We start from the raw sequence: 18,472 nt of genomic DNA on the forward strand, positions 1-18,472 counted from the left end.
AAGTTACGATTTCTGAACAATTCTTTTTCTTATCTAACGTTCTTATCAAGAAAAGCAATCTTCGGGGACAAGCTTAACAGTAAGGAGTAAATGCATCCAACAGGTGAAATTCATCGACTGGAAACATTGCTGTTCGTCGTAGCATGTTGCAGGGGACGGCTTTATAGCAGCGGTCATAGGGGTAAATTGTTTTTTAGCAGTGGGCAAATTTATTGGATATAAACAGCAATTTAATTAAGTTTGTTAAGCAAGTAAGTTTGTTAAGCAAGAACGTAAATCGAACAGCATGAGTGTCAGATCTTATTTTATCTTCTTTTTAGGTGCAGTTCTATTTTTGAGCAGTTGTTCAACGAAGAAAAAGGTACTTAGCTCCAACACACATTCTTCCAATGGCGCGGTATTGACAGATGCGAGCTCAGCGCGCGGAAAAACCTTTTCCGGATCGCGACTGGACAATTATGCAGACTTACTCAATGTGAGTACAAAAAAACTAAATCCGCACCTTTATTCATTTATTGACGATTGGATGGGCATACCGCATCGTATGGGTGGACAGACCAAATCGGGGGTAGATTGTTCTGGGTTTGTTAATTTGCTCTATATTGAAGTATACAAAGGGAATTTGCCCCGGACTTCGCGTGACATGGAAGGAATAGTAAAGAGAAAAAAGGTCGATAAACTTGAAGAAGGAGATCTCGTGTTTTTTTCTTTCGGACGAAATGGGATAGATCATGTAGGTGTATACCTGCATAATAATAAGTTTGTTCATGTTTCGACACGGAAAGGCGTTATTATCTCTGATCTTTCTGACAGCTGGTATGCTAAGACCTTTGTTGATGCGGGCTCTCCAAATATCTAAATGCGTGAATTTCATGTAGGTTTTATGTCATATCTTGATATAAACTTTTATACCCTATATAAATCCTTATTTTTGTCAAAATTTTATAGAAATGACAATCAAGAGTAAGAAGATTTTTTTGGGCCTATGTATTATTGTGCCGTTTTTGATGTATTGTGTTTATTACTATAGTAATATGATCAAAAATGCCCCTTTTCGTTTTGCTGATTTTGAATCCATTGAATTCAAATACGGCGAGCCGAACCACATGGTCAACGAATACAATTCAAAAACACGCATCTATAAGTATTTAGACAAAAAAGATTCTTTAATTACCGATACTGTAAAATTTACAAAAGACGATTTATTGTACCTGCACCGCAAAGCAATGGAGCTCGGCTTTTGGAACTTGGATACCGATATGACTGGACCTGAATGGCAGCAGGATTCAACACATTCTAAAGTTCCACGTTTTTATTTAGAGTACAACTATAAAGATAAATCCAAGCATATTACTTTAGATGCAGATTTTGCAGGCAACCCGCGTATGCATGACGCAGCTAAATCAATGATCGATGAAGTCAACCGTATGTTGGCAACCGCGCAAGCCCGATAGTTAAGAGATAAACCAAAAGGGTAAAGAGAGAAATCAAGCAATTGGTTTCTCTTTTTTTGTGCCCAATATTCGTCTGGGAGCAAGGGTAAGAAGATGGATTTATCAGCTAACAACATACATACTAATAGGGGGGAATAGGGAGTTAATAGGGACCTGAAGGGGCCTCATTTGGATGAAACCCCATGAAAGACGTATGAAATCCCTGTGATTATACTGTTAAATATGGGTTAACTAATACATTGATGTTATATCGTTCTTTCTGTTTTTTGATGAATTCTTGATGTTCTCTTTATACTCGTTTAACCTGAATCGAATACTTTAGCGCCAAAACAAAATTTCATATGAAAGCATTTTTGGCATTAGCAATTTCCTGGGCATTCGTAAACGCGGTGCAGGCCCAAGATTTTGCGAAAGGAAAAGTTTATCTAGACATAAACAAAAACGGAAAATTGGATAAAAACGAAAGAGGCGTTGCTTCCGTTGCTGTTAGTAACGGGCGTGAGGTGACGACAACCGATAAAGATGGCAATTATCAGTTGCCTGTTGGAAATGACAACATCATTTTCGTGGTTAAACCGACAGGCTACGCTTTGCCTTTGGATGAAAATAACCATCCAAAATTTTATTATATCCATAAGTTAAATGGTAGTCCAGCTTCAAAATATCCTGCTGTTGCTGCTACAGGGAAAATTCCGGCTGCTGTAAATTTTGCATTGTACCAACAAGATGAAGATCCTAACTTTTCAGCTTTTGTTTTTGGTGATCCACAGGCTTACACAGTGGAAGAACTGGCCTATTTCAAAAATGGTGTGATCAATGAAATTTCAGATAAGACAATTGCGAAATTTGGAATAAGCTTAGGCGACTTAGTGGGAGATGATCTTTCACTACAGCCAAAGTATAAATCGGTGATTTCCACGATGGGATTGCCGTGGTATAATGTCATGGGAAACCACGATATGAACTATGATGCCAAAGAGGATAGCCTCTCCGATGAATCGTTCGAGCAGACTTTTGGTCCCAATAACTTTGCGTTCAATTATGGAAACACGCATTTTATCATTCTTGATAATATCATTTACCCGAATCCACAGACAGGTAAAGGTTATTTAGGTGGATTCCGTAAAGATCAGCTTGATTTTGTGGAAAATGACTTAAAAAACGTAGCTAAAGATAAATTGATTGTATTGGCATTTCATATTCCTTTATATCATCAAAACTCGGATGTCTTTCGTAACGAAGATAGACAACGTCTGTTCGATATTTTGGCTCCATTTAAGCATACATTATCTTTGTCCGCGCATACACACTTTCAGCGCCAATATTTTTATGGACAAAAGGACGGATGGAAACAAGAAAAGCCACATCACGAATATAATGTAGGTACAACTTCTGGTGACTGGTATTCGGGCGAGTTGAATGAAAAGGGAATTCCTGTTTCTACAATGCGGGACGGTACACCAAAAGGGTATGCCATTTTAAAAATCGAGGGCAACCAATACAGTTTTGATTATAAGGTTGTAGGTAAGCCGGCAACGTATCAGATCGATTTATACGGAGCATCGGTCGTTCCAGAAAAATATACAAAGAGATATCCGATATACGCTAATTTTTTTATTGGAAAGGAAGGTGACAAGGTAACGTATAGAATCAATCAGGGCGAATGGAAGGAAATGGATTTTGTCAATGAAAACGATCCAGCATTTCTAAATTCTTTGGCTAAGTATGATACAGCAACTGAATTAAAGAATACGCGTAGACCTTCAAACCCTGAAAAATCCAGTCATCTGTGGACGGCTAATTTGCCCAAATTAAAAGCTGGTAAATATCAGATTGAGGTTCAGGCTGTTGATCTTTTCAATAGAGTACACCTGGCAACGAAGACTATTGAAGTGAGATAAATAACCGGTTGTAGAGTTGTTTTAAGTTTAAAGATAGCTTAAGATGCACTTAACATAACCATCCTATATTTGTATAGAGTAATTTTTGATTCATAAAGAGTTAGGGTTAATGTGTAGATCTGTTGTGAAACACGTCTGAAAATTTAGTTTGTTTTTAAAGTGAAGGTAATCTCCCCAGATTACCTTTCACTGTTTTTAGACCTTTCACTTTAAATTATGCTGCCAAAATTTAAGTCCTTCTACTACGATCCATTTTATACACTTTATCCAGTTTGCAGCTACAAACTTTGTTAAGCTGTTAACCTGGTATATGAATGTCAGTGCGGTAGCGGCTTTTTTTCTGAAAGCGACTGATGTTATTGGCGGGAAAGAACTTTCAGTTCGCTTCTACCGCTGTTGGTCTGCGAAGTCATGAAGGTTTTGTTGTCGGATAACCTGCCGGAAATCATCTGATGCCGGATTTTCAAAGATCTCCAGGTCGAAGTATTTTGTTGCAGCAAATAAGTGGTCGAATACATCTGAAACAATTCCTTCGTAATATTCCCAGCGGATATCATTTACAAAGAAATAAAGTTCGACCGGAACACCGTGTTCGGTTGAAGCAAGCTGACGCACCATCAAGGGCATGGTCTTGTGAATATTGGGATTTTGACGTAGATAGGTGAGTGTATAAGCTCTGAACATCCCTAAATTGGTCATTTTGCGGCCGTTTATGGGACTTGATTGATCTATCTGCTGCTCCGTGTTGAATTGGTCAATTGTTTTGGCACGCTCCTCGATATAAGGCCGCAGAATCTGTATATTTTTTAGCCTTTCAATTTCTTCATTTTCCAAAAAACGGATCGTGGAAATTTTGATATTTATGGCCCGCTTTAAGCGCCTCCCGCCCGATTGCTGCATGCCCCTGTAATTTTTGAAAGAATCCGACAATAGCGTATGCGTCGGTATCGTCGTAATAGTCTTATCAAAGTTCTGTACTTTCACATTATTGAGGTTAATCTCTTTGACAGTTCCATCGGCGCCATATTTAGGCATTTCTATCCAATCGCCTACACGGATGGAGTCATTGGCCGAAACTTGTATACTGGCAACAAATCCCAATATAGTGTCTTTGAATACCAACATCAAGATTGCTGACGCGGCACCCAAGGATAATAAGAAGGACCAAGGGGATTTTCCTGTCAATATCGAAAAGCAGATCGTCCCACCGATAAATAATAGGATAATCTGGCAGACCTGTAAATAACTTTCCAGCGGCTTGTCGGCAAAAGATTTTTTCATGCGCAGCATGTCCCGTAAACTTTTCAGAAGCGAATGGATAATCAGTAAGCTGACGACGGTCGTTGCTATGTCAAGTACTTTATTGCTGTTTTCTTTCCAGGTTGGAAAACCCATGAAGATAATGGGCATGATATATTGTGCCACTAATATCGGAACAAAATGAGCAATAAGTTTCAGCGTTTTATTGCGGATCAGTAGATCATCAAAGCGATTTGTACTTCGCCTGATGGCTTTGATTGTTAACAGGAGTAACGTTCTTTTGGTGAAATAGTCAATGACGATCAAAAACAGGATAACCAGTAAGAGTAAAAGGATCGAGTTCACAAAGTGGCTCCCCTGATTATCAAGACCAAGTTGTTTAATCCATTGAAATGTCCAGTTATAGATGTAGGATTGGGAATCTTTGAATAATTCCGTTGCTGTGCTTTGCATGTTACAAATATACAAAAAGCCGCAATTAGCGGCTTTCGGTTATTTTGAGTTTAGCGGTTCACGCTCGTGTTTATGTCTAAAGAATACAGCAAAGAAGATTGCTATAACCAAGGTGTAGATGGCAAATGCAAGCCAAATGTCATGCCAGTCTTTTAGCATGAGATTACCACTTAACATGCCGTCAGGTAATATGGAAATACTCTTTTCCTGCAAAAAATGTAGAAAATGGGTATTATCAATTGTTGTATCCAGGTATTGTGCGAGATCTTTGCTGTTTTGAAAACTTTTGGTAAAGTAGTGGTCAATGATCCAACCCGATGCAAAACTGCCTACAACGGCACCGAAACCGTTTGTCATCATCATAAATAAGCCTTGTGCCGAGCTGCGTATGCGTGATGTTGTGGAGGTTTCAACAAATAAAGAACCTGAGATATTAAAGAAGTCAAATGCCATACCATAGACGATACAGGATAATACAATCATCCAAAGTCCGCCTGCAGGGTCACCAAATGAGAATAATCCAAAACGTAATACCCAGGCAAACATCGAAATCAGCATGACCTTTTTTATACCGAATCTTTTGAGGAAAAATGGAATAGCAAGAATAAAAAGTGTTTCGGATATCTGTGAAATCGACATAATGATGGTCGAATATTTCACAACGAAAGATTCTGCAAATTTAGGGTAGAATTTAAATTCATCCAAAAACACATCACCGTAGGCATTGGTCAATTGGAGTGCCGCACCTAAGAACATGGAAAAAATAAAGAACAAAGCCATTTTATAATTTCCAAAAAGTTTAAATGCTTCCAAGCCTAATAGTTGTGTCCAGGAAGCATCTTCCTGTTGTAACTTCTTCGGTGGACATTTAGGCAATGTAAAAGCATAGAGGCTTAAAGCCAAAGCTGCGGTTCCGGCGATATAAAATTGATAAGCTGTGGCCTTGTTGCCTGTTAAATTGGTGATCCACATGGCGACAATAAAACCTATGGTTCCGAAAACCCGGATGGGGGGGAATGCCTTGACCAAATCGTAGTTATTTTCATTTAATGCCGTATATGCAATGGAGTTGGATAGGGCCAAAGTCGGCATATAAAAACACATTGCCGCAAGCATCGCATAAAAAAAGGTGTTTGGATCATTTACCTGAGGTAAATAGAATAAAACACCCGCATAACATAAGTGAAGAATAAAATATAATCTTTCGGCATTTATCCAACGATCGGCGATGATTCCCATCAAGGTAGGCATAAATAAAGAAGCGATCCCCATGGTTGCAAAAATAGCTCCAAATTGTGTACCATCCCATTGTTTTGTGCCAAACCAATAGTTTGCTATTGTAATCAACCATGCTCCCCAGACAAAAAACTGAAAGAAGCTCATAATGGTCAATCTTAATTTAATAGACATAAATCGATGTTATTTAAAATTTTTGTTTCGCTTTAATGAAAGGAGTTATTTTCTTTTGGAAATCTCATCCCTAATCAATGCAGCCTGCTCGTAGTTTTCTTCGGTCAATGCCTGATTAAGTGCTTGCTCCAGTTGCTCATCTGTCAACGAGGAGAAAGGATTTTGTGGGGATTTTGAAGGTGTTTTTTCTTCGATCTCAACAACACTTGGATCCTGAACTTTATTGGACTTGTCTAGGTTTTCCAAAAATGCGAACTCATGTCCCTCAATGATAATTCCAGCAGAGGACATAATAAATTCGTAGGCATAGATCGGAGCTTCAAACCGTACAGCCAGTGCAACGGCATCGGATGTGCGGGCATCAATCTCGACAATCTTGTTGCCGTCGGAACAGATAATTTTAGCATAAAATATCCCTTCAATCAAATTATAGATCAGTACTTCAATGAGTTTAATACCGAAAGAATCTGCAAAAGATTGAAATAGGTCGTGTGTCAGCGGACGACTAGGAATCATTTTCTCTATCCGAATAGCAATAGCTTGAGCCTCGTGGCTGCCGATAATGATGGGCAATCTTCTGTTGCCCTCCACTTCTCCCAATACAAGAGCATAAGCCCCAGATTGCGTTTGACTATAGGATAAACCAACGATATCTAATCTGATTTTCTTCATTTTAATTCCAAAGCGGTCTACAAACTTAGATAAATTTGCTTTTATATGCAATTATAACAAATAAAAACTCCCCATTCATTTTGGATAAATGGGGAGAATATATCGGAAGAAAGCTTTAAATACCTTTGTAAGCCTTCAATGCCTGCGTTAATTTCGGAACGACGTCGAAAGCATCGCCTACAATTCCATAATCGGCCACTTTGAAAAAGGGCGCTTCTGGATCTTTATTGATGACAACGATTGTTTTAGAAGAGCTTACTCCGGCCAAATGCTGTATTGCTCCGGAGATACCGATAGCAATGTAGAGATTGGGGCTAACAACAATACCTGTTTGGCCTACGTGCTCCGAATGCGGGCGCCAGCCGGCATCAGATACGGGTTTTGAACATGCTGTAGCTGCACCAAGGACGTCTGCAAGTTCTTCCACCATACCCCAGTTTTCGGGGCCTTTTAAACCACGGCCTGCGGAGACGACGATTTCAGCTTCGGGCAGGGAAACTTTGTCTGTTGCTCGAACAATCTCTTTGACCATCGTTGTAAAATCTGTTTGGTCAATATTGGGAGCAAAAGTTTCGACAGTTGCGCTACCACCGGTCTCTTTTGTTTCATATGCATTCGGGCTTAGTGCGATGACCTTTATATCCGAGGATAGTTCGAGCGTAGCGAACGCTTTATTGGAGAACGCTGTTTTTTTGACAGTCAGTTTGTCGCCATTGATTTTCGGCAATTCGAGCGCGCCATCGGCCAGACCAGCCTCCAATTTGGCTGCAATACGTGGAGCGAGTCCCTTACCTGAGAATGAGTTGGACAGCACAAGTATTTTTGAACCGGTACTTTTTACGGCCTCAGCAATGATGCTTGCATACGCTTGGTTTACAAAAGAAGCTAGTCGCTCATTGTCGACATTTAATACTTTGGAAGCACCGTACTTGCCCAAGCCAGCAAGTTCGTCTCCAGCGACATTTCCAATTGAAATCGCAACAAGATCAGTCTGTATGTTATCGGCGATGGATTTTGCATAAGAAACAACTTCAAAAGCAGATTTTTTGAATTTTCCATCGGTATTTTCTACATATACGAGTATAGACATGGTGTTTTAGCGTTTAAAGATTAAATAACTTTAGCTTCGTCGTGAAGAAGAGAAACTAATTTTTCTACCTCGGCAGCGTCAACAAGTTTGACCGTACCGCGCGGAGCAGGTGTCTCATAGCTGACAATGTGTTCAAGAACGTCTATAGTGGAAGGTTCCAGCACATCCAATGGTTTGGTCCGCGCACTCATAATACCACGCATATTAGGTATTTTTGGCTCGGCAACACCTTCTGCTGTACCAATGACGATTGGCAGCTTTGCTGTCAATACTTCTTTTCCACCTTCAATCTCGCGCTCAACTGTGACTGCGTCGCCCGCAATATCAACTTTTTTGGCAATGGAAACAGAAGGGATATGCAGCAGTTCTCCTACGATTGCCCCCACTTGAGCACCGTTATAGTCGATGGATTCGCGGCCAGTTAAAATTAAGTCAAATGCATTGTCTTTGGCATACTTTGCAATCTGATTAGCAACAAACCAAGCATCGCGTGGAGCGGCGTTAATCCGTACAGCATTGTCTGCGCCAATTGCCAATGCTTTTCGAATGGTTGCATCTGTAGATGCATCGCCCACATTGATGACAGTTACGGTTCCTTTTCCACCTTCAGCCAACTCAACTGCTTTGGATAAAGCAATTTCATCATAAGGGTTTATAATGAATTGTACACCAGCTGTATTAAATGCAGTGTTGTCATTTGTAAAAGTGATTTTGGATGTAGTGTCAGGGACATTACTTATACAAACTAATATTTTCATATACGATTGGTTTTACTCAAACTTACCATATTTTCTTTCAATTAAAAAGCGTTAAGGCGTTTTAAATTCTGTTAAAGAGTCGTGTTGTGATTTTGATGAATTTTTAATTTTACCAGTTATTTTCGTGCATTTTTTTTGATATGATATGATATTTAGGTGTTTTGTTATCTTTTTTGTATTTTTTTATTTTAAATAGCCGATTCTTTATAATGGATTTATTGCGTCAGTAAATTGTCATTTTATATGCTAGCATAGTAATTTTAGAAAGCATCGCAGCTCATTCGGGGTTCCTGTTTATAAAAAGCTTTCGTGTGATATGGAGAGATGCGGAATTGTTAGAGGGGGATACACAATTAAATTGCATATAAAATGCAATTTGTCTAAGTTTGAAATAAAAAAGATATGTCGACACGATTGGATCAACTGAATGAATTTTTGAAAGAGAGCCCCGAAGATCCTTTTTTAAAATATGCAATTGCAGCTGAATATCTCAAGCAGGAAGATGAACAAGAGGCTTTGTTGAGATTTGAGAATTTAGTACATACAAATCCAGATTATGTAGGAACTTACTATCATTTGGGCAAATTGTACGAAAAATTAAATAAACAGGCGTCCGCGATTGATACCTATAGATCCGGAATTGAGATCGCTCGGAAGACACGTAATTTCCATGCTTTGGGCGAGTTACAAGGTGCATTATCATTCTTGACAGACGACGATGAAGATGATTTTTAATCTTTTCTAAATTTTTGGTATTTAATTTGTTATGAATTTATTGGTGTAACTGTTAGATGCTGATTTTTTTGAATTTGGAATGAGATGAAAAGGTTTATTTGGATTGTGGGTTTGTTGTTGACAATTGGAATGGTGGGATGTGATAATCCCAAACAAAGTGTTGCCGTCTATAAAGATAATTTACAGGACCTAAAAGGTAGGGATAAGGCGGAAGTAGTGATTGGTGAATACAAAGGCGTCATGCCTTGTGCGGATTGTGATGGTATAGAAACACTTATTTCATTGCATGCTGACAATACCTACCAATATTCATCTAAATACCTTAATAAAAGTGATGATGTGTTTATGCGTGAAGGAAAATGGAAATTGGATGGTAATATCATTACACTGGACGGCGTTGACTATAAGTTCAAATTAGGAAATCGGATACTCAGTCAGTTGGATCTTTCCGGAAATGACATTACGGGAGATATTTCCAAATATTATGTCTTGACAAAAAATTGAATCTAGCATAAAAGATGTATGAAGAATGAAAAAGCCGAATCTATTTTCGGCTTTTTTATTTTTTTGAAATTATTCACTTTTCCCAGTATTGCAATCCTTAATTGGGATTATACTGAAAGTTTTCTTCCCTTCTTCTCTTTAATTTTTAACCGCAGCAAGTTCGGATCAAATAGGTTCTTTTAACAGTACTTGTTCAGTGATTGTTCAGTGCTCGTTCAGTGCTCGTTCAGTGCTTGCTCAGTATGAACTGAATAAACACTGACTGATCACTGTCTAAAAACTGATTGAAAACTGTTATTAGGAGTGAGTTGGTATGATGATGTATAAGTTCGGGTAATTATGGTAGTTGTCGAAAATGGGGGTGTACGTATCCAGAACGGTTAAGCGAATACAAATATGCCGCGTAACATGCTGTTGGATGAGGAAGTCCTCTCACTCCAGCTTGCTGCTCTGATAGCGCGCTGGAGCAAGATTAAACTTATCTAACTCAATGTAGCGCTAATTAAGAATTCAAGCAAGAATTCTTAATTAGCGCTACATTGAGCGATCTTATTCGTTGTCTGTTGTCAACTATAAAATATTAGTTGTTTTTAGCACAAAGTTCTTTTAACGTTCCTACGACGAAGTCAACTTCTTCTTTGGTGTTATGCTTGCAGAATGAAAAACGAACTGAAGGTCGTTCCGAGCTGGATTTTATTGCGCCCAATACATGCGAGCCTATATCTGTTCCTGAACTGCAGGCACTGCCACCAGAGCAGGATATACCCGCAATATCCAGGTTGAATAAAAGCATGTCGGCAAGGTCACTGCAAGGGAAAGAAACATTCAGTACGGTATACAGTGATTTATCAGGTTCAATAACACCATTAAAATCAATCTCGGGGATTGCTTTTTGCAACTCGTCGATCATATACGATTTGAGTCCCTGAATATAAGCGTGGTGTTCTTCCATGTGCTCATAGGCAAGTTCAAGCGCTTTGGCAAGACCCGCTATTCCATAGACATTTTCTGTTCCACCGCGCATGTTACGTTCTTGCGCTCCACCATAGATTAATGGTTTAATCTTGTTGTTGGCATTGATATAAAGAAAACCTACTCCTTTTGGGCCATGGAATTTATGTGCAGCCCCTGTTATAAAATCTATTTTAAGACTGCCAAGATCATGGGGATAATGACCCATAGTCTGCACAGTATCTGAATGGAATATCGCATTATACTTTTGGCATAACTCCGAGATCAGTTGAATATCGTTGAGATTACCGATCTCATTATTGGCATGCATAATGGAAACAAACGTACGCGGATTGGTACTTAAAAGTTCTTCCAGCTGGTTGAGATTTAAATTACCTTTATCGTCAACTTCCAATAGATCGAGGTGTACCTTACCGGATTTCTCAAGCTCCTCTAAAGTATGTAATACGGCATGGTGCTCGATAGGTGAGGTGATGGCATGGGTTATTCCAAAGTCGGCAATTGACCTAACGATGGCCATATTGTCTGCCTCGGTTCCACCCGATGTGAAGAATATCTCCGCTGGAGATACATGAAGTAGATTGGCAATCGTTTTACGTGCTTTTTCTACAATTGTTTTAACTTGTCGTCCGTGACTATGGATAGAAGATGGATTTCCAAAATTATTGTCCATCACATCAACCATTACTTTTATTACTTCAGGATCTAAGGCTGTAGTCGCTGCATTATCAAAATATACTTGCATGCTGCAAAATTACAAATCTCCAAAGTAAATTAAAGGTATTAAATGACTTATTTTTATCATTTTATTTTCCTAATTATAGCTGATAGGTGTTTGAGTGCCGAGGTTTCATCAGAATTAGCTTCTTTTTGCCGGGTATGGTATATTGTTAGCACTTTTCCGTTCTGATAAAGAAAAATAGCGCCAATTTACTGTTTCAGTTTGGCGCTATTTTTCAATTTAGATAAGTTCTTTTTTTCGTCTGACCACGATGAGTAGCACAGCTCCACCCATCGCGAGTACCAAACCCAAATAGGCTGCAATATCACCTGTTTGGGTGTAAAGAGTAATTTCTTCATTTAAATTAATTTCCTGATTTAAGGCTGCAGGTTGCCACCATTTGGTCTGTTGCACAATATCACCACGTTGGTTGATAAAGCCTGAAATCCCTGTATTTGCCGATCGGGCAACCCAGCGTCTGTTTTCAATCGCACGCAGTTTGGCATACTGTAAATGCTGGTCTTTACCCGAAGTATTGCCCCACCAGCCATCGTTGGTGATGATAGCAATAAACTGAGCGCCTTTTTTGACATATTGGGAAACATAATTGCCCCAAATGGATTCATAACAGATTACGGGTGCGGCACCAATACCGCTTTGGGCATAGAATACCGAAGGTTCGGCCTGTTTCCCGTAGCCACCTGTCGTGCCGCCGAATGCTTTAAATAAAGGTTTCAGGAAGTTCATCGCTGCGCCAAAAGGCATTTGTTCTACGCCCGGCACGAGTTTAGACTTATGGTAAAACTGAAGTTTGGAGGAATAATCGATCAATGTCGCAGCGTTGAAATTGTCCTGGTATACATTGGGAGTTATTTCACGCGCAGTCGATGTTTTTGCATAGTTGTACAACTGATAGCTTTCAATACCTGAAAGTACATTACCATTTTTATATTGATCTAAAAATTTTAAAATGCGCTGGTAAGAATAGGTTTCCCTAAAGTTTTCCTCGTCAAAATTGCCGTTCTGTGAAAGTGCAGTTTCGGGCCAGATGAAAAATTCCGTATTGGGTTTGGCGACTGAATTTGATAAGGCGAATAAGGTGTTTAATTGTTCCTCGGGACTTAAATTGAATTTAATATAAGGGTCAATATTCGGTTGAACAACAACAATCTGTGCAGGATTCTGATGTTCTTCGTAGTTGAAGTAACGTATCAGCGAGTAGGCGCTGGGAACCAACAATATCGTCGCCAAAGAGGCAATCGGGATAATCTTATGTTTGATTGGATAAAGTCCTTTTCCATTGAGGTAAAGTGTAAATACCAAGATATTGACCAGCCAGATCCATATTGTTCCGCCATAGACCCCTGTGATGTCGTACCATTGGATCAATTGGTGGAAACTTGCGAAACCATTGCCTAAAGTCATCCAAGGGAAGGCTAAGTCCCAGGATTCGTGTAGAAATTCATAGCTTATCCAAAATCCCATTAATCCGAAAAGGGATAACAGGATGTTCGTTTTGCGTCGTAATTGCCCATATAACCTGAAAGCCAGTGCCATTAAAGCGGCGCCAAGACAAAAAGGTATCAGACTGATGACAACAGCGGCAAAGGGCGGCATAACTGCCGAGATGGAGTTGTATACCCAGTAAATGGACGCCGTGTTCCAAACAACAGTCGTGAGTCCCGCTGTAAGAAATACTTTACGGCCTTTTCTTTTGAATGTTTCACTGCGGATAATGTTTTCTACAGCAATCAGCAAAGGCACAAACCCAATAAATAACAAGGGACTGGAATAGGGGATTGGAGGCCAGCCCAACCACAATAAAAAGGCACTTAAAAGTGCCAGTAAATAGTTGTTTTTCACTATATATTTTCTCCCATTTATGATTATAAACTGGATAAAACTTCTCTCTTTTTACTCTCGTATTCCTCTTGGGTAATCAATTGTTTGTCGAAGAGCGTTTTTAATTTTTTGAGCTTTAAGGTAATTTCATCATCTTCCTCTTCTTTAACGGGTGGAGCGGGCGGGATGTTTGATACCGTTGGCGCTGGCGGAGTTACTGGCGCCGATACAACAGGTTGAGGTGCCGCCGGAGCTGTAACTGCTGGCTGAACCGGGGTATTATTTTCTGGCCGTTCGATAATCACTTCCTTCGCAACTGTTGGAGCAATGACTATTTTTTCTTTTTCGGCAGCCAATTCCGCTTTTTTATAGTTTTCAAGGGCGGCTTTAATATATTGATACAATTTCCTAGCCTGAACTTTAGGGATATAGTCTATGCTTAAGTTCTCGCCAGTAAATGGTATAACCGTAACTTTTGAACCGAATATTTCTTCCTTAAAGGCAATATCCTTGATATCTTGCCAACCGAAGATTTCAAAATCAGTAGCCAGACCCAGTTTAGTAAATTCGCACATAAATATGCGCTTATTACTGATGGTGATACTATCTGGTAAAATAGTAACTGCAGGTTTCTTTTGAACTGCAATATAATCTATTTTTTCCCCTGGAGTAAGCATATCTTGGACTTTAGTAACCAATTTTTCAATGATTTTTATGTCCTGCCCGTCCTGTGCAAATTGTTCCATGTTCATGTCAAATACTTTTTAATACCTAAAGATTGTCAAAATTTATTCCAATCCCGCTACACAAAATACAAATTCTCCTTTAATCGGATTGTTTTCAAAGTGTAATTTTAAATCAGTTAATGTTCCGCGAACATTTTCTTCATAGAGTTTGCTTAGTTCGCGCGATATCGAAGCTTGTCTTTCAGCTCCAAAAACGGTAATAAATTCTTCGATGGTTTTGAGAATACGATGTGGCGACTCGTAGAAGATCATCGTTCTTTTTTCTTCTGCCAAAGCTTTTAAGCGCGTTTGCCTTCCTTTTTTGACGGGTAGAAAACCTTCAAAACAAAAACGGTCGTTGGGAAGGCCCGAATTGACAAGGGCTGGAACAAAAGCTGTTGCGCCTGGTAAGCACTGCACTTCAAGCCCTTCTTTGATGGCTTCACGCACCAGCAAAAATCCAGGATCTGAGATCGCCGGTGTCCCTGCGTCTGAAATCAATGCAATGTTTTGCCCTTCTTTCAAGAATTTAATGATTTCAGATACCGCTTTATGTTCATTGTGCTGATGATGCGCAAATACTTTTTTGTCGATTCCAAAATGCTTCAAAAGCGGAGCGCTGGTCCTTGTATCCTCTGCTAAGACGAGGTCCACTTCTTTCAGGACATTGATCGCACGGAACGTCATGTCCTCCAGATTGCCAATAGGTGTCGGAACTAAATATAACATGGTCAAAGTTAAGTTTTTTTTACTATATAATATGCGCTAAAACATTCTGTGCTTTTTGGAGTTTTATTTTAAAGATAATGGTAAACTCCATCACTTTATTTTAAATAAATTATGCAATACATTGAAAAAATACAGGCACATCTGGGTGCAGAAGCGAGTTATTTATTAGAATTTGATCAACCCGCAGTTTCCAAAACAATGCTTCATCTTCCACAAGCAGCATTTATTGACCAAGTATATAGTTCGAGTGACCGTAGCCCACAAGTCTTGCGGAGTTTGGGGCAACTTTTTGGAACGGGACGGTTAGCCAATACCGGGTATCTTTCGATATTGCCTGTAGATCAGGGAATCGAACACAGTGCAGGAGCTTCTTTTGCACCAAATCCTCAGTATTTTGATCCGGAAAATATTGTCAAGCTAGCTTTGGAAGGAAACTGCAATGCCGTGGCATCTACCTTTGGTGTTTTAGGAGCCGTTGCCCGAAAGTATGCACACAAGATTCCGTTTCTGGTTAAAATCAATCATAATGAACTATTGACCTATCCCAATCGAGCCGACCAAATCTTGTACGGAACAATTCGCGAAGCCTGGAATATGGGGGCAGTTGCGGTAGGGGCGACCATCTATTTTGGATCTGAGGAATCAGACCGTCAGATTATAGAAGTGGCAAAAGCATTTGAAGAAGCACATTCTTTGGGGATGGCGACGGTATTATGGTGTTATTTGCGCAACTCGGCTTTTAAGGTCGGAGATAAAGATTACCACTTAGCTGCAGATCTGACCGGACAGGCTAATCATTTGGGGGTAACGATTAAAGCGGATATTATCAAGCAGAAACTCCCCGAGTTGAATGGCGGTTTCAAAGCACTGAATATGGGTAAAAGCAGTTATGGAAAGCTGGATGAACGTATGTATACACAGCTTTCTTCCGATCATCCTATTGACCTGTGCCGCTATCAAGTCCTCAATTGCTTTGCCGGTCGGGCGGGCTTGATCAATTCTGGCGGGGCTTCGGGACAGAATGATATACAAGAAGCTGTAAAAACAGCGGTTATCAACAAACGTGCAGGTGGCACAGGTTTGATATCCGGTCGCAAGGCTTTTCAAAAGCCAATGAATGAAGGTGTCGCATTATTACATGCCATTCAGGATGTTTATTTATGCAATGAGGTAAGTATTGCTTAGTGATGTGCATAAAATGAGTTCATTTGGTTGATCTCAGGGCAGGGGTTTGCAGTATAGATGGAATTGTAGAGCGTATCGATTAGCAGTCTAATAGATACGCTCTTTCTATTGATCATCGGTTGTAACCGTCGATTTCATTGGGGATCAGCGTCCAATGGGCAGATGGGGGGCGACACGATGAAGTGAAAATAGAGAGCCGTAAAGCAGCTAAAAAGGCTTTTGGATGGCGGTTTAGGAATAAAATTGCTTGTAAATAAAGGCAAATTTATCTAAGTTTGTTCACTATTTTAAATAACACATTTATATTATGTTGCAATTAAATTATATCCGTGAGAACAGGGATACGGTAATCGAAAGATTGGCTGTCAAGCATTTCAAGGAAATTGGATTGGTCGACGAAATCATCAGTTTAGATGAAGAGCGTCGTAAGATCCAATCGGAATCTGACGCACTTTCGGCAGAGGCTAATGCGGCAGCAAAACAGATTGGAGATCTGATGCGCCAAGGTAAAAAAGAAGAAGCTGAAACCGTTAAATCCAAATCTTCGGGATATAAGGAGCAAGTGAAGCAACTTTTGGATCAATTGGGAACAATTGAAGCAGCATTGAATGAGAAGATCGTACAATTACCTAATTTACCGCATCAATCCGTTCCAGCAGGTGTAAGTGCTGAGGACAACGAAGTTGTTTTGAGCCATGGCGAAATCCCTGCGTTGTCGGAGAATGCATTGCCGCATTGGGAATTGTTGAACAAATATGATATTGTTGATTTAGAGCTTGGCGTAAAAGTTGCCGGTGCAGGTTTTCCTATCTATAAAGGTAAAGGCGCTAAATTGCAACGCGCATTGATCAATTTCTTTTTGGATCAGGCAGCAGAAGAAGGATATGAGGAAGTACAGGTGCCTATCTTGGTCAATGAAGATTCTGCATTTGCTACGGGACAATTACCGGATAAAGAAGGACAGATGTACTATGTGGGTAACGACAATCTGTATTTGATCCCTACAGCTGAAGTTCCGGTCACCAACATTTATAGAGACGAGATTGTGAAAGAAGGACAGTTTCCGATCAAACATTGTGCCTATACACCATGTTTCCGTCGTGAAGCAGGTTCATACGGGGCACATGTACGTGGATTAAACCGATTACACCAATTTGATAAAGTGGAGACGGTGCAGCTTGTACATCCTGAAAAGTCCTATGAAGTGTTGGAAGAAATGAGTTTATACGTACAACGTCTGTTGCAGAAATTAGAGCTCCCTTACCGAGTATTACGCCTTTGCGGTGGAGATATGAGTTTTACTTCTGCATTGACCTATGACATGGAAGTGTATAGTTCTGCTCAGAAACGTTGGTTGGAAGTATCTTCCGTTTCCAATTTTGAAACTTATCAAGCGAATCGTTTGAAAGTCCGTTTTAAGAATGCTGATGGCAAGATGCAACTGGCACATACCTTGAACGGTTCGGCATTGGCTTTACCACGTATTGTCGCAGCGATACTGGAGAATAATCAAACGGAAAAAGGAATTAAGATTCCTGCAGTTTTGGTGCCGTACACTAAATTTGAGTATATCGATTAAATATCAATAAATAAGTTGCTTTTGCACTTATTTAACATCACAGTGAAAGACGCTCAGCCTGAGAAGGTAGAGCGTCTTTTTTTTGTTATAATTCGATTTTAAAGTGTTTAGAATCATTATAAATTACTTGTGTTTTAATACAGAAAAATAATAGAATAACATGTTAACGTTTTCTTATAACATTGTTAATGTTTTGTTAATTATGGCTCATTCCGTATAAAATTCTGTTTGAAAATTGTTTGAAGAGTTTTTATTCTAAAATGATTCTTTTGTAACAATTTGTAAAATTGTGAACTTATTATTGCGGTATTTCCTGCTTTCTGGAGATTATGTTAAAAAACTTGTAAAAGCAACTTTGGCTTTCTATATTTGACACCGCTAATAAAAATCGCACTAACTATTATTTACTGTAAATGCTGAAAAGAGCAAATTTTACAGCTGGATATTTATCTAAGGACTGACCCTGCATCTACCTGGGGCCC

Annotated in this window: 16 protein-coding genes; 7 read left to right on the forward strand and 9 right to left on the reverse strand. The window is 39.5% G+C overall.

The genetic code is table 11. The features are described from left to right. Positions 1 to 286 precede the first annotated feature (286 nt). The 3 genes from K2F45_RS05700 (at position 287) to K2F45_RS05710 (ending at position 3,355) form a co-directional block, all read left to right on the forward strand. Positions 287 to 859 (forward strand): C40 family peptidase, encoded by a 573-nt coding sequence (locus K2F45_RS05700; RefSeq protein WP_075991311.1) that lies wholly within the window; start codon positions 287 to 289, stop codon positions 857 to 859. Positions 860 to 950: 91 nt separating this feature from the next. Beyond that, complete coding sequence (locus K2F45_RS05705; protein ID WP_228280036.1) at positions 951 to 1,454, forward strand: hypothetical protein; 504 nt, start codon at positions 951 to 953, stop codon at positions 1,452 to 1,454. A 341-nt stretch (positions 1,455 to 1,795) separates the two neighbouring features. Then, complete coding sequence (locus tag K2F45_RS05710) at positions 1,796 to 3,355, forward strand: calcineurin-like phosphoesterase C-terminal domain-containing protein (RefSeq protein WP_248933083.1); 1,560 nt, start codon at positions 1,796 to 1,798, stop codon at positions 3,353 to 3,355. Between the two features lie 387 nt (positions 3,356 to 3,742). Here K2F45_RS05710 and K2F45_RS05715 read toward each other — a convergent pair whose 3' ends face one another. From K2F45_RS05715 to K2F45_RS05735, 5 genes are all read right to left on the reverse strand, one after another. Continuing rightward, a complete protein-coding gene (locus K2F45_RS05715) occupies positions 3,743 to 5,068 on the reverse strand; it encodes a mechanosensitive ion channel family protein (protein ID WP_201665904.1) in 1,326 nt (441 codons plus the stop codon). A gap of 39 nt (positions 5,069 to 5,107) precedes the next feature. Beyond that, positions 5,108 to 6,478, reverse strand: a complete 1,371-nt coding sequence (locus tag K2F45_RS05720; protein WP_075991314.1) for a nucleoside permease — start codon at positions 6,476 to 6,478, stop codon at positions 5,108 to 5,110. A gap of 45 nt (positions 6,479 to 6,523) precedes the next feature. After that, entirely contained in the window at positions 6,524 to 7,150 is a 627-nt protein-coding gene (locus K2F45_RS05725) for a bifunctional nuclease family protein (protein WP_075991315.1), read from the reverse strand. 115 nt (positions 7,151 to 7,265) lie between these two features. Next, on the reverse strand, positions 7,266 to 8,240 hold the full coding sequence (locus K2F45_RS05730) for an electron transfer flavoprotein subunit alpha/FixB family protein (RefSeq protein ID WP_075991316.1): 975 nt from the start codon (positions 8,238 to 8,240) through the stop codon (positions 7,266 to 7,268). Positions 8,241 to 8,260: 20 nt separating this feature from the next. Beyond that, on the reverse strand, positions 8,261 to 8,998 hold the full coding sequence (locus tag K2F45_RS05735; protein WP_075991317.1) for an electron transfer flavoprotein subunit beta/FixA family protein: 738 nt from the start codon (positions 8,996 to 8,998) through the stop codon (positions 8,261 to 8,263). 402 nt (positions 8,999 to 9,400) lie between these two features. On the opposite strand from K2F45_RS05735, the gene K2F45_RS05740 reads away from it, so the two are divergent. Both K2F45_RS05740 and K2F45_RS05745 read left to right on the forward strand, forming a co-directional pair. Then, positions 9,401 to 9,733: a tetratricopeptide repeat protein gene (locus K2F45_RS05740; protein WP_248933084.1), complete on the forward strand. Its 333-nt coding sequence runs from the start codon at positions 9,401 to 9,403 to the stop codon at positions 9,731 to 9,733. A gap of 84 nt (positions 9,734 to 9,817) precedes the next feature. Further along, the gene (locus K2F45_RS05745) at positions 9,818 to 10,237 is read left to right on the forward strand and encodes a copper resistance protein NlpE (protein WP_075991319.1); all 420 of its coding nucleotides are present in this window, start codon (positions 9,818 to 9,820) and stop codon (positions 10,235 to 10,237) included. A 580-nt stretch (positions 10,238 to 10,817) separates the two neighbouring features. Here the strand turns inward: K2F45_RS05745 and K2F45_RS05750 are convergent. The 4 genes from K2F45_RS05750 to rsmI form a co-directional block, all read right to left on the reverse strand. Beyond that, positions 10,818 to 11,954, reverse strand: coding sequence for a cysteine desulfurase family protein (locus K2F45_RS05750; RefSeq protein ID WP_248933085.1), 1,137 nt, complete (start codon positions 11,952 to 11,954; stop codon positions 10,818 to 10,820). 216 nt (positions 11,955 to 12,170) lie between these two features. Next, positions 12,171 to 13,793, reverse strand: coding sequence for an apolipoprotein N-acyltransferase (lnt, locus tag K2F45_RS05755; protein WP_248933086.1), 1,623 nt, complete (start codon positions 13,791 to 13,793; stop codon positions 12,171 to 12,173). 23 nt (positions 13,794 to 13,816) lie between these two features. Then, the gene (locus tag K2F45_RS05760) at positions 13,817 to 14,524 is read right to left on the reverse strand and encodes a PH domain-containing protein (RefSeq protein ID WP_201665890.1); all 708 of its coding nucleotides are present in this window, start codon (positions 14,522 to 14,524) and stop codon (positions 13,817 to 13,819) included. A gap of 36 nt (positions 14,525 to 14,560) precedes the next feature. Beyond that, a complete protein-coding gene (rsmI, locus tag K2F45_RS05765) occupies positions 14,561 to 15,226 on the reverse strand; it encodes a 16S rRNA (cytidine(1402)-2'-O)-methyltransferase (RefSeq protein WP_248933088.1) in 666 nt (221 codons plus the stop codon). Between the two features lie 111 nt (positions 15,227 to 15,337). Here rsmI and K2F45_RS05770 point away from each other — a divergent pair, with 111 nt between their 5' ends. Then, positions 15,338 to 16,411, forward strand: a complete 1,074-nt coding sequence (locus K2F45_RS05770; protein ID WP_248933089.1) for a class I fructose-bisphosphate aldolase — start codon at positions 15,338 to 15,340, stop codon at positions 16,409 to 16,411. A 307-nt stretch (positions 16,412 to 16,718) separates the two neighbouring features. Further along, positions 16,719 to 17,990 (forward strand): serine--tRNA ligase, encoded by a 1,272-nt coding sequence (gene serS / locus K2F45_RS05775; RefSeq protein WP_248933091.1) that lies wholly within the window; start codon positions 16,719 to 16,721, stop codon positions 17,988 to 17,990. Positions 17,991 to 18,472: the final 482 nt, after the last annotated feature.

This window comes from Sphingobacterium siyangense, assembly GCF_023277505.1.
Taxonomy (GTDB): domain Bacteria; phylum Bacteroidota; class Bacteroidia; order Sphingobacteriales; family Sphingobacteriaceae; genus Sphingobacterium; species Sphingobacterium siyangense.